This is a genomic window from Paenibacillus sp. FSL F4-0122 (assembly GCF_038002845.1).
GTDB lineage: Bacteria > Bacillota > Bacilli > Paenibacillales > Paenibacillaceae > Paenibacillus_AQ > Paenibacillus_AQ odorifer.
The window spans coordinates 4,446,381-4,458,552 of the sequence record NZ_JBBODI010000001.1; the positions used below are offsets into that span (position 1 = coordinate 4,446,381).

Here is a 12,172-nt window from a genome sequence, read left to right on the forward strand (position 1 = left end):
AAGAGAGACCGTACCCTCAGTGGTTGATCACTGAAGGTGCGGTTTTTTGTTATGAGGAAGTAAAAAGGGAGGGGATAAAGCTCCTCTGAGGGGGTAGTTTTATACTATTCCTAATAAAGACATGCTATAGTTACACGTGGTTAATGGGATGGATAATAAATGAATATGTCAGGTAATGTGACTATTTGGATGTTTTATTAATTGTTTCTAGAGTGAAAACAAAGTTTTGTGATGAGAAAAACAAATAAATTAAGCGATTTAACATTTTTGTGTTATGTAATATAACTTATAATGTAGTTGATTCCGCTTACATTAGAGATTTTTATCCCTATAGTGGATGAATCTTAACCTTACGATAATGAAGTCTGTTTTCTATAATAAGAAGTGTAAAGCACATCAATATATAGGGAGGGTCACAAGAAATGAAAAAAAGTATGACTTTGCTATTGTCCCTGATTTTCGTATCATCAGCTTTACTGACTGGTTGCGGAGGCAACAACAATGAGTCTTCTAACAAAGGAGATGGAAACGCTACCGCGACTAATTCAGCCGCTACAAATGCTCCTGCAACAGAAGAACCGGTAAATAACGAGCCATTTGAAATGACGATTCGTCACACTCAAATCGGTGCAGACAAGCAGAAACGTCTGGCTATTCTCGAAGAAGTAGTTAACAAGGTACAAGAGGATGTACCGGGTCTGACCTTTAAACTCGATGGGGTAGATTCAGATGTAAACCGTAAAGAAAAATTGCGTGGTGAAATGGCTGCGGGTAATCCGCCGGAAATCTTCGATCTGTTCGGTAGTCCTGACTCCAAGATCTATGCTAAAGAAGGTAAATTACTTGACCTGACTCCAATTCTTGAGGAACTTGGAATTAAGGATAAATTCTCAAATCTTGATCCTTTCACTTATGAAGGAAAAATCTATGGATTGCCTATCGGTGGTTCTGGAGAAGGCTTCTTCTATAACAAAGAATACTATACAAGCAAGGGCTGGAAGGCTCCAACAACGTTTGCCGAATTGGAACAACAATTGGCTGATATCAAGGCTGATGGAAAAGTACCTTTGGCTGGTGCATCCAAAGCTGGTTGGGTACCACTTATGTTAGCTAACCACTTGTGGTCACGTTATGCAGGTCCAGATGTAACTGCTAAATTTGCAACAGGCGAAGCTAAATGGTCTGATCCAAATGTAGTAAAAGGATTTGCGAAATATAAAGAATGGGTTGATAAAGGCTACTTCAAAAAAGGCGAACTTGGCTTTGAATATGCTGAATACACAACACAATTTACTAGTGGTGAAGCGATCCTGCTGTATGATGGTACTTGGAAATCCTCCGTATTTAAAACTGGCCAATCTGGCGAAGGTTTGATCGGTAAAGTTGGCTTCTTCAATATCCCAGCAGTTGAAGGCGGAGCGGGCGACCAAACTGCATTGATGCGCGATGTGAACAATGGTTATGGTTTCTCTGCATCTGCTGAGAAAGATCCACGTCAATTGGCTGCTGTGAAATCTTTTATTAAAAACTTATTTAATGAAGAAATGCAATTGCGTGGACTTGTTGAAGATGGTGTATTGCCAGCAATGAAGATTGACCAAAACGTATTGAATGAGAATATTACTGATGATCTGATGAGCGAAATCGTAGGTGTACTTAACAACTCACAATCTTCGTTCCCAGCATTTGACTCTCTTGTTCAAGCTGATGTAACTACAGAAATCAGTAACATTCAAATTCAAAAACTGATTGGCGATCAGACGACTCCTGAGAAAATGGGCGAAGCTTTGCAAAAGGTACAAGAAGAAGCAAACGCAGCAGTTGAATAAATAGCTGCAAACTGAATGTACCCTGGTGCTAAATCCAGGGTACATTTTTAAAATCAAAGAAAATATGTGTTTGCACTTGATCTGAAGCATTCACTATTCGCCAGATGTCAAAGCAACCGGAGGTAGTCATGAATAAAGCATTAAGAAATCCAGTGGTATTTTTCCTTTTCGTTCTTCCAGCATTGATATTGTTCACGATGTTTTTCATTTACCCCATTTTCAGTTCTATTTATTACAGTTTTACCAGTTGGAACGGTGTATCGGAGACGGTTAAATCAGCCGGATTAAGTAATTATGAGAAAGCATTAGGAGATGAACGATTCTGGATATCCGTTAAAAACAACGGTTGGTTTATTCTTTTCTCCGTATGTATCCAGGTACCGTTGATCGTATTCTTCTCGTTATTGATTTCTAATGTGAAGAAGTTAAAAGGCTTATATAAGACAGCAGTCTTTATGCCTTCCATTATGTCTACAGCGGTTATCGGTATTCTCTGGGGGTTTATCTATGAGCCCAACATTGGACTTTTTAATAAGCTCCTTAGTCTAGTAGGAATTAATCCTATTTACTGGCTGTCAGATGAGAGATTTGCAATGCTTTCTATTTTGTTGACGAATGCTTGGCAGTGGACTGGATTTTATATCGTTATGGTCCTAGCGGCGATTCTAGCTATTCCTGGTGAATTGGATGAAGCTGCAGCCATTGACGGCGCAACCGGATTTCAACGCGCTACCCGTATCACGCTCCCACTAATCGTACCGATCATCTCGGTTGTAATTATGCTATCCATTGCTGGAGCAATGAAAGCGGCGGATATTGTCATCGTTATGACTAAGGGGGGACCTGCAGGTTCAACCGATGTAATGGCAACATACATGATTAAATATGCGATCACGAACTTTAAGTATGGATACGGAAATGCCATCGCTGTCCTGATCTTTGCGTTTACACTGGTGGTTACAGTCCTTTATCAGCTGCTGATTGCACGTCGTACAGAAAGGATTGAATACTGATGCCACGCGCCCTGAAAAAGAGTCTGCCACATATTGCCCTTTTATTCTATTTGTTAGTGATCCTGTTTCCTTTCCTATTCGTATTATTCTCATCTGTGAAAAAGGATAATAATGAGATTGCGCTTAATCCTTTTGGCATTCCAAAGGAATTCGTCTTCAATAACTACGTCGAAGCTTGGGTAAATGCCAAGATCAGTACTTACTTTTTCAACAGTTTGTACATTTCGATACTTGCTTCTGTAGTGTCCATTCTGCTTGCGTCTATGTTTGCTTTTGCGGTTACGCGGATGCGTCAGGGGAAATGGAATACTATTTTGTTCTCACTGGTTTTAGTAGGAATGCTCATTCCGAATAATGCTTTAATGCTGCCGATTTATACGATTGTACGTAAGTTAGGAATACTGAACACCCACTGGGCGTTGATCATTCCTTATATCGCCAATGCGATTCCGTTTACGATCATTATTTTAGCAGCATTTATGCGAAATTTACCTAGAGAAATAGAAGAAGCTGCGGTCATGGATGGCTTGAAGGCACCGGGTATCTTTGCTAGAATTATTGTACCTCTAACGGTTCCGGCTATGGTTACTGTATTCATTGTTAATTTCCTGGGAAATTGGAACGAGTTCTTGCTAGCTAACTACTTCCTGTCAAATGACGAGCTGCGAACGCTTCCAGTAGGTATGGTCCAATTCCGTGATCAATACCAGATGAACTATGCACAAATGTCAGCCGGTATCGTCTTCAGCGTCCTGCCGGTAATTATCATTTATGCTATTCTGCAGGAGAAGATTATTGAAGGTGTAACAGCGGGCGGCGTAAAAGGATAACTTTATTCTCAGTCAGGAGCACTAGCCGATGAATTTGCGCTATAAATTATTTACGGCATTTTTGGGCCTGATTATCATTCCTTTATTTATTCTAGGCATGCTTATGTTTTTTGTGACTTATAATTCTATTGAGAAAAAGTACAGCCAGCAGTCGGAATACTCACTTAAAGCGATTAGCTACAGTATTTCTAATGTACTAAAAGATATGGATAACGTTACAGACAACGGAATTGCTACCTCGGTATTTCATATGGCCCTTAGTGCAGATGATCCTACCAATCAGGATTTGACTGATGCTGAGCAACTGAATCTGAATGCGAGCCAGCGCAATTTCCGTAGTCTGTTGTTTAATCATCCATCGATCAGTTATGCGTTTTTGTACAATTTTAACGGTAGAGGTAACTCTGAAATCGTGTCGCTTTTTAACAAGGAAAATTTCCGAACGCTACCCTATGATACATTCAAAAAAAGTGATCTGTACCAGGAAGTTATGGACTTGAATGGTGTGCCGAAATGGCTGGCTCCTCACGAGTATCCCGAGCTTACGGGTACTGAACCTGTGTTTACACAAATTCGCTTAGTGAAGGAATTGAGCTTCTTTCAGAACATAGGTATCCTAGTTGTGCAGATCAAGAATTGGGAGTTCGAATCCATATTTCGCAATCTAAAAATTGGGGATAGCAATCAGGATGTTTCCTTTATGCTTGTAAATGATGATGGAATGATTCTTTTTGACCCAGATCAAAAGCTGGATGGACAGGACTTCCAGTCTTTCGCGGATAAAGAGATTACCTTTAAAAAAGGGTTTCAGAGTTTCAAAACAGAGTACAACGGGGAGAAAAGCATTCTTTCCATGTATCACTTGAAGGACTATCCATGGAGTCTGGTATCTGTGACTTCTTGGAATACGTTGTCTCACGAAGTTACAGTATTTGCTCGCTGGTTCGTCGCTGTGATTTTCCTTTGCTTATTGGCAGCTGTGATCTTCAATTTATTTTTTATGAACCGGATTACCGGCGGCATCGCCGTCATTGTTCGTTTTATGCGCCGGGTTGAAGACGGAGATCTGACCACTAGGGTAGAAGTTAAAGGAAATGATGAGTTAACGCTGCTTGCTAAGGGATTTAATGATCTTATGGATAAAATTAATGGGTTATTTAACAGAATTCATGTGGAGCAGCGTCGCAAGAATCAAGCTGAGATGCGTGTTCTGCAGGCACAGATTAAACCACATTTTTTATTCAATACATTAGAATCAATCAATGTTCTCGCTATACAGAATGAAGGTAAAAAAGTTAGTGAGATGGTCTACAGGCTGGCCAGTATTTTGCGAATTAGCATTCAGGATCGGGAAGAGATTACGCTGGATGAAGAAGTTAAACATTTGCGCAATTATTTGGATATACAAAAATTCCGCTTTGAAGATTTGTTCGAATATGAGATCGATATTCCGAATGAATTGATGAGTTGCGGTATCCTTAAACTCACTTTACAACCGCTTGTAGAGAACAGTATTCAACATGGATTTGAGGGCATTGATTACAAAGGTCATGTTTCTGTGAAAGTTTGGGAGAAGCAGGGGGATTTGATTTTACGTATTGAAGATAATGGTATTGGTATTACACCTTCTCAGTTAGCTATTTTTCAATATATTGTGAATGATCCTGTGGAGCAAGAAGTTAAGGTTGAACGGGATAACCGGATGAATCTTGAACGCAGAGGTCTTGGTATTCGCAGTGTAGCAGATCGCATCCGCATTGAATACGGTGACAGGTACGGAATATTTATCTGTTCTAGTCCAGGTCATGGTACTATTATCCAATGTGTCATACCTAAATACGAGCAGGGGGAAGATCATTATGCTAAAAGTATTATTGGTTGATGACGAAGCCCCAATTCTGAATAATCTGAACAGGGTATTGCCTTGGCAGGAGATGGGGATGGAGGTTGTCGGTATGGCGCGAAGTGGAATGGATGCTTTGCGTATTGCCGAGGAGAAACAGCCTGATCTTGTGTTATGTGACATCCGTATGCCAGTGATGGACGGGTTAACTTTTATCGGTAAGTTGCGGGAGATGGGATTGGATAGCGAGGTGCTGCTTCTTACCGGATATCAGGAGTTTGATTATGCACGTGAAGCGATTCGGCTAGGTGTTAAAGAGTATATTTGTAAGCCGATACATTATGAAGAGCTTGGCAATAAGGTACGGGAAATTGGGGCTAAGATCCGTAGTAAGCAGTTTAAGAATAAACTGTATAATAGCATTCCAATTTTTCAGGAAATCCCTGAAGGTGAAGATGATTCTGGCAAAAAAACACCGGATCAGCTGATGAACCAAGCAGCTAAGTACATCACAGAACATCTCCATTCTGATATTGGGATTGAGGAAGTGGCGAATAAGATCGGGATTAGTGGCAGTTATTTCTGTCTCTTATTTAAGAATCGTTTTGCTATGACTTTTGTGGAATACGTGACCCTACAACGAATTGAAGCTGCTAAGTTTATGCTAACTAACAGTGATAAGAGTATTACGATGATTGGCTCCGGAGTTGGCTATCAGGAGCGGCGTTATTTTACCAAGGTATTTCAGAAGCAGACGGGGATGTCGCCTAAGGAGTATCGCGACCGATGCCGGACCGAAGTGCAGTGAGGTCGGCGTCGCTCTGAGGAATGTTTGTTGCTGAGTGGTGAGGTTAGCGTCGCTCCAAGGAATGTTTGTTGCTGAGTGGCGAGGTTAGCGTCGCTCCAAGGAATGTTTGGACTTCCGGTCGCTGTTATCCTCAGATTTCTTGATTAGAAACCGCTATTAGCGGTTGAAATCCGAGGATAAAGGCGAACGCTACGCTCCTACAGTTCCAAACTTCCTCTCCGTTCCTTCTCCCTCACCCCTCTTCGTAGTAGTATAGGGGCCGTCCCACACCTACGGATGTGGGCCTTTCTGGGAACACAAGGGCTGATTGCCTAGTTAATCTAAGGCAGGCAGGTATTATCAACCAGCCCTTGGCGCTGTGCTGAAGAGAAAAGATTATCAACCAGCCTTAGCTGTGATGAAGAGAAAAGATTATCGACCAGCCCTTGGCTGTGATGAAGTACAAAGATTATCGACCAGCCCTTGGCTGTGATGAAGTACAAAGATTATCGACCAGCCCTTGGCTGTGATAAAGTACGAAGATTATCAACCAGCCTTTGGCTGTGATAAAGAGCAAAGATTATCGATCAGTTCTTGGCTGTGATAAATGCGATTAAGGTACATAAGCTATGATTAATTAAATTTTTTGCCTCTATTTAGAGGCTGAAGAGATGGTTATCCTCGATTTTCGAGGATAATCGTCTCTTTTTTTATAGAAATATAATATGTTCCCTATACTCCCATAAATTATCATATGTTTTAATTAGAGTGTAAGGAGGATACACAAAACGTTAGGCAAGCAAGAGTAATTGGGGCTTAAGAATGGGATGATGGAGAATGGGGGAACCAAAAATGAGTGTGACGAATCCTTCCGTCAGCTTGTCAGAAGTAAAGAAACCAGGCAGGGGAAGAACGCCGAATTTTCTTAGAGTAATGAAGAAATACTGGGTGTTCTATTTGATGATGTTACCTGCGATAGTGATTCTAATCATCAATAACTACATACCGATGTTAGGAACGGTAATTGCATTTAAGGATATCAATTACCAAAAAGGGATTCTGGGTAGTGATTGGGTCGGGTTAGCAAACTTCAAATATTTAATCTCGACGGAGACGGCCTGGATCATTACGAGGAATACGTTATTGTATAATACGGCGTTTATTATACTGACGCTATTTTTTTCGCTAGCTTTCGCAATTATGTTTAACGAAATGCGTAGCAGATGGCTATCGAAATTCCATCAAAGCGCTATGTTTCTCCCTTATTTTCTCTCTTGGGTCGTCGTAAGTTACTTAGTATACGGCTTTCTGAGTGCAGAGCATGGGTTCATGAACAAGACATTACTCCCGTTCTTTGGGGTAGATCCTATCGAATGGTATTCACAGTCTAAATATTGGCCTGGGATTCTTGTAATTGTGAAGATATGGAAAGAGATTGGGTATACAACGGTTATTTATATGGCCGCTATCATTGGAATAGATAATGAATATTATGAGGCGGCACTTATTGATGGAGCTTCTAAATGGAAGCAGATTCGAAAAATCACGCTGCCCCTGATCAGTCCAGTTATTATAGTAATGACGCTGCTGCAGATAGGTAGGATTTTTAACGCAGACTTCGGATTATTCTTTCAGGTTACGAGAAATGCAGGAGCGTTATACTCGACGACGCAGGTTATCGACACTTATGTATATCAGACCTTCCTTGCAATCGGTGATATAGGAATGTCTTCAGCCGCGGGTCTCGTTCAATCTGTTGTAGGATTTCTATTGATTTTCTTGGCGAATCTAGCAGTGCGGCGAATCAGTAAAGATGATGCTTTATTTTAAAGGGAGGTGGGAGTGTTGAGCCAGACAGAAACAGCAATAGGGTCGTCACGGCGTACAGGAAAGCGCACAAAACGGCAAAGACAACCCAATGAAATATCTAATATATCTAATTTGCTAATTAATATATTCTTTTGGATATACACAGCGATTTGTGTGGTGCCGCTGATCCTCGTAGTTATTGTATCGTTTTCGGACGAGAATTCCGTTATTCAGAACGGGTACAGCTTTTTTCCTAACAAGTGGGATATTTCTTCTTATGAATTTCTGTTAAAAGATTATTGGCAAATTATCGATGCAGCTTCCGTTTCGTTATTTGTGACTGTGGTGGGCACGATTCTGAGTCTTATCATTATGGCTATGTACGCTTACCCTATCTCACGTGGAGATTTTCCACATCGTAATTTCTTCTCATTTTTTATGTTTTTTACAATGTTGTTTAATGGTGGCCTTGTGCCTTGGTATCTGGTCTACACGCGAATGATGCATATGAAGGATACGTTATGGATTCTAATTATGCCGCTGCTGGTTTCTGCTTTCTTTGTTATCATCTTACGGACCTTTTTTGCCAATACCATACCACCAGCTTTAATCGAATCTGCTAAGATCGATGGGGCACCAGAATTCCGGATCTTCGTTCAAATTATTTTGCCTTTGTCTATGCCAGTGTTAGCTACAGTAGGTTTGTTTCAGACCCTGGCCTATTGGAATGATTGGTACCTTAGTTTGATCTTTATCTCACCCGAAGGTCATGTCAATTTACAATACCTAATGTATAAGACGATGCTGAATGTTCAGTTCCTGACTGCAAGTCCTCAGGCGATGGCTGCCTTAGCTGCACAAGGTGTAGAGATCAATATTCCGACAGAAACGGTAAGAATGGCGATGGCTGTTATTGGTATTGGACCTATCGTGTTTGTATATTCCTTCTTCCAGAAGTATTTTATTAAAGGGCTTACCGTGGGTGCTGTCAAAGGTTAAGGACGATTGTCATGGCTTAATTCGGCCGCTTTATGCTAAGGTGTGAACGGCCGATTCAGCATATATAAATATTTTGAGGGAGGTTATGGTGTATATGAAAGCTGTTAGAAAAAGCGCACTAATGACACTATTGCTAACGATGGTACTGAGTCTTAGTTTAGCAGGCTGCGGTGGGAATAACGGGAATAATGAAGCAGCTTCACCTGCTCCAAGTGAAAATGCAACCGCTACCAATGCTGCTGCTACGGATGAGCCAGCCGCAGATCCTACTGCCGAACCGGCAAAAGAATTGGAGCCTTATACCGTCAAGTTAATCTATGTCGGTGCAGTGCAAAAGGATGAAAAAGCAGTAGAAGATGAAATCAATAAGTTATTGGAACCTAAAATCAACGCCAAATTGGATATCGCACCGATCGATTGGGGTCCATGGGACAATGATGTCAATCTGAAAATTGCGAGTCAGGAAAAATTCGATATCATCTTTACAGCTCAATGGAAGAACTACGTAACGAATGCAGCTAAAGGCGCTTATCTCCCGATTAATGACGATAGCGGCAAATATGGTAATCTCCTAAATGAATACGGCCAAGGGATTCTAAAAAATCTGGATCCACAATTCTTAAAAGGTTCAGCGATCAATGGTGTGAATTATGCTGTTCCTACAAACAAGGAGCTGGCTGCACAAGGTGGGGTTGTCTATCGCTCCGATATTGCGGATGAACTGGGCATCGATATGTCGAATGTGAAATCCATTCAAGATCTGGATGCAGTTCTCAAAGTAGTGAAGGAGAAAAGACCTGACCTGACTCCATTGTATTTCAAACAAGGTGAGACCTTTAACTCACAGTACATGGCACAATACGATACCCTTGGTGATGCTGCCATTCCTGGTGTTCTGCTTAAAGATTCCTCAGATACTAAGATTCAATCGATGATTGAGATGGATCGTTATAAAGAAATCATTAAACTTACTCGTGAGTATATGAAAAAGGGTTACATTAACAAAGACGCCGCAGTTGCTACGAATTCGACTCAGGATGCAATGAAGGCTGGCAATGTCTTTATGACAGTGCAATCGCTTAAACCAGGTAAAGATAGTGAGCTGGCGAATGCTACCGGCTTGGTTGGCAAGCTGAAACAAATTGCATTCAATGATCCAACGATTTCTACAAGTGATGCTGCTGGATCTATGCTTGCGATCTCTGCTTCCTCTGGTGATCCGGCCCGGGCTATGATGGTGCTAGATATTCTGCACACAGATAAAGATATCAACAATCTGCTTGTTTTCGGTATAAAAGGTGTGCACTATGAAGTCGTAAGTGGTGATACGATCAAAGCTACAGATAAAACAGCTGATTATAATACGGCTGCAGCTTGGATGCTTGGAAGTCAATTCCTGAACCCCGTGTGGGAAAGTGAAGCTCCAGACAAATGGGAACAATTCAAAGCCTTTAACTCTAAAGGTAAAGCTTCTGTAGCGCTTGGTTTCAACTTCGACGCCTCCGCGATGAAGACTGAAATGGCTGCTTGTAAAGCTGTAATGGATGAATACGACATCAGTTTGGATACGGGTTCTGTTGATCCTGATACCGTACTGACTAAGTATGCTGATAAGCTGAAAAAGGCAGGGCTCGATAAGATTATTGCAGAGAAACAAAAACAGCTGGATGCTTTCCTGGCTGCGCAAAAATAAAGCGAAAATGATTTAAAAAAAGGCTCTCCCCAGCAGGCTAATTTAGCCGGGGAGAGCCTTTTTTATGATATTACTTAGCGGAAGGAGCTGTCTATTTGCTTTGCGGCTTGAACAGCAAGGGTCCAAGCCAGTTCAGGAGCTAGCTCGCCTTTTTCAGCTTTGGTCAAGTATTCGAGCATGCTTGTCTCCACGTCAGCGTGATGAGGGCCGTAATAGGTCGGAATTACTGCTTTTGCTGCTGACGAAAGGGTCAGACCAAGCTCTGAATTAGGAAAATAAGGATCATGCAGATCGTGGATCTCTGGGTCATCATAGATTTCGGGGGTGGAAGGGAAAGCCCCTTGTACCTTGAAAGAAACCAATTGCTGCGTTGGTTCGGTTAGCCATTTAATAAGAGCAAAGGATTCATCAGGATGATTACCTGTCTTTGGTAAGGTCAGAACGGAGCCTCCGCGATTAGCGCTGTTTTCTGGGATTTGTGTTACATTCCATAAACCGCTGGCAGTTGGAGCACTGCTCTTGATATGACCAATCATCCAAGCCGGACAGAGCATGACTGCAAAATCTCCGTTGAGCAGGCCTGCACCCCAGCGTTGCGTATCCACTGCAATACTGGCGGACAGATTTAGCTTAAGGGCTTGAATTGAGAAGTCCCAGGCTCGTTTGACCGCTGGATTATTGTCGAGGATCAATTCTTGCGTTGTGGGACTGTAATATTGAAGCTTGGACTGACGTAGAAGGGTGAGATAGAGGTTCTCTAAGTCATTTACAAAAGCTTTTCCTGTTCTCTCCTGTACTTTGGTGCCCGCTTCAAGGAATTGCTCCCAAGTTTGGATTTCTTTAGCCACTTCCTCTGGTTTAGTAGGGAGACCTGATAATGCGAATATATCCGTTCGATATAACATGGCATAGGGTCCAATTTCCGTTGGTAATCCGAAAATAAAATCATTACCCAGCACCTCCTGCCACTTCCAATTCAGAAATTGGTCCTTCAGATTGTCAGCTTCAAAAGTTTTTAGGTTATAAAAATAATCAGGGAACTGTTTGAAGCGATCCAAATAGCTAATATCAATGGCAGCCACGTCCGGGGAACTATAACCTGCTGCGAATGAAGTCTGTAGCTTGGCTGGAAGCTGCGTGGAGGTGGAGGTTTGAATATGAATCTCTAGCTCGGGATGTTGAGATTGATATTGGTCAATGAGCGACTCAAGACCTGATCCGGCAGTGAGCCAGATGTTCAGCTGTATCGGGTCTTGTAAAGCGGTATCTTCCTTGGAAGGGGAGAGCTGACAACCACTTGTATTAAGTAATAAGCCAAATGTTAATAGGACAGTAATCAACTTACCATTTACATTCAAGAGAAACACAC

At 41.7% G+C, this 12,172-nt stretch carries 9 protein-coding genes; 8 read left to right on the plus strand and 1 reads right to left on the minus strand.

Features of this window, described 5'->3' with window-relative positions; all coding sequences use genetic code 11:
* Nucleotides 1-422 precede the first annotated feature (422 nt).
* The 8 genes from MHH49_RS19130 to MHH49_RS19165 all read left to right on the plus strand — a co-directional run bounded on the left by MHH49_RS19130 (nucleotide 423) and on the right by MHH49_RS19165 (nucleotide 10,803).
* Nucleotides 423-1,829 carry an extracellular solute-binding protein gene (locus MHH49_RS19130; RefSeq protein ID WP_036682919.1) on the plus strand — a complete coding sequence of 469 codons (1,407 nt, stop codon included), beginning with the start codon at nucleotides 423-425 and terminating at the stop codon, nucleotides 1,827-1,829.
* 128 nt (nucleotides 1,830-1,957) lie between these two features.
* Nucleotides 1,958-2,842 (plus strand): carbohydrate ABC transporter permease, encoded by an 885-nt coding sequence (locus MHH49_RS19135; RefSeq protein ID WP_036682917.1) that lies wholly within the window; start codon nucleotides 1,958-1,960, stop codon nucleotides 2,840-2,842.
* Nucleotides 2,842-3,672: a carbohydrate ABC transporter permease gene (locus MHH49_RS19140; protein WP_036682912.1), complete on the plus strand. Its 831-nt coding sequence runs from the start codon at nucleotides 2,842-2,844 to the stop codon at nucleotides 3,670-3,672. Before MHH49_RS19135 ends, MHH49_RS19140 begins: the two co-directional genes overlap by 1 nt.
* A 28-nt stretch (nucleotides 3,673-3,700) precedes the next feature.
* Nucleotides 3,701-5,554 carry a cache domain-containing sensor histidine kinase gene (locus tag MHH49_RS19145; RefSeq protein WP_036682911.1) on the plus strand — a complete coding sequence of 618 codons (1,854 nt, stop codon included), beginning with the start codon at nucleotides 3,701-3,703 and terminating at the stop codon, nucleotides 5,552-5,554.
* Nucleotides 5,532-6,323 (plus strand): response regulator transcription factor, encoded by a 792-nt coding sequence (locus MHH49_RS19150; RefSeq protein ID WP_036682908.1) that lies wholly within the window; start codon nucleotides 5,532-5,534, stop codon nucleotides 6,321-6,323. The genes MHH49_RS19145 and MHH49_RS19150 overlap by 23 nt, the downstream gene beginning before the upstream one ends.
* An 831-nt stretch (nucleotides 6,324-7,154) precedes the next feature.
* Nucleotides 7,155-8,132 (plus strand): ABC transporter permease, encoded by a 978-nt coding sequence (locus MHH49_RS19155; protein WP_235219484.1) that lies wholly within the window; start codon nucleotides 7,155-7,157, stop codon nucleotides 8,130-8,132.
* Between the two features lie 15 nt (nucleotides 8,133-8,147).
* The gene (locus tag MHH49_RS19160; RefSeq protein ID WP_235219483.1) at nucleotides 8,148-9,110 is read left to right on the plus strand and encodes a carbohydrate ABC transporter permease; all 963 of its coding nucleotides are present in this window, start codon (nucleotides 8,148-8,150) and stop codon (nucleotides 9,108-9,110) included.
* Nucleotides 9,111-9,204: 94 nt separating this feature from the next.
* A complete protein-coding gene (locus MHH49_RS19165) occupies nucleotides 9,205-10,803 on the plus strand; it encodes an ABC transporter substrate-binding protein (RefSeq protein WP_038572551.1) in 1,599 nt (532 codons plus the stop codon).
* 74 nt (nucleotides 10,804-10,877) lie between these two features.
* Here MHH49_RS19165 and MHH49_RS19170 read toward each other — a convergent pair whose 3' ends face one another.
* Entirely contained in the window at nucleotides 10,878-12,161 is a 1,284-nt protein-coding gene (locus MHH49_RS19170) for an ABC transporter substrate-binding protein (protein WP_076274225.1), read from the minus strand.
* Between the last annotated feature and the right edge of the window lie 11 nt (nucleotides 12,162-12,172).